Annotated in this window: 1 protein-coding gene; it reads left to right on the plus strand. The window is 70.9% G+C overall.

Going from position 1 to position 557, the window contains the following annotated elements:
* Positions 1-557: sensor histidine kinase (locus HUK84_RS22350; protein WP_176642063.1), on the plus strand; the 557-nt coding region annotated here is incomplete at both ends.

Raw genomic sequence — 557 nt, forward strand, 5'->3', positions numbered from 1 at the left:
TGCGCGAACAGATGCACGACCGGACGCACGAACCGGGCGCCCCCCGCCGCCTGGCCGGCATGATCGCGCAGATCCGCCGCCTCGGCCGCATGACGGAAAAGCTGCTGCAACTCTCCCGTGCCGCCTCGGGCGCGGCCATCGCCGACGACCGGTTCGACCTGATCGCCGTGCTGCACGTCCTGGCCGACGAATTCCAGGACACGCCTCCCGCCTTCCGCGAGGTCGCGGTGACCTGCGACGGCATGGATTCGCTGATCGTCCGGGGCGACATCGACGCCGCGGGCATCCTGTTCCGCAACCTGATCGAAAACGCCGCCAACCACGGCACGCCCGGCACGCCGATCACGGTCGCGCTGTCGCGCCCGGGCCATGTCGATATCATCCATGTCGACATCATCAACGATTGCCCGGCCCTGCCGCCCGCCATCCTGCGCCGCCTGACCGAACCCTTCGTGCGGGGCGACAGTCCGTCCGACGGCAGCGGCCTCGGCCTGGCCATCGTCGCCAGCATCGCCGGCCAGATGGGCGCCGGGCTGGACATCGCCTCCCCCCTGCCG

This window comes from Nguyenibacter vanlangensis (genome assembly GCF_013376155.1).
GTDB classification, from domain to species: Bacteria; Pseudomonadota; Alphaproteobacteria; order Acetobacterales; family Acetobacteraceae; genus Gluconacetobacter; species Gluconacetobacter vanlangensis.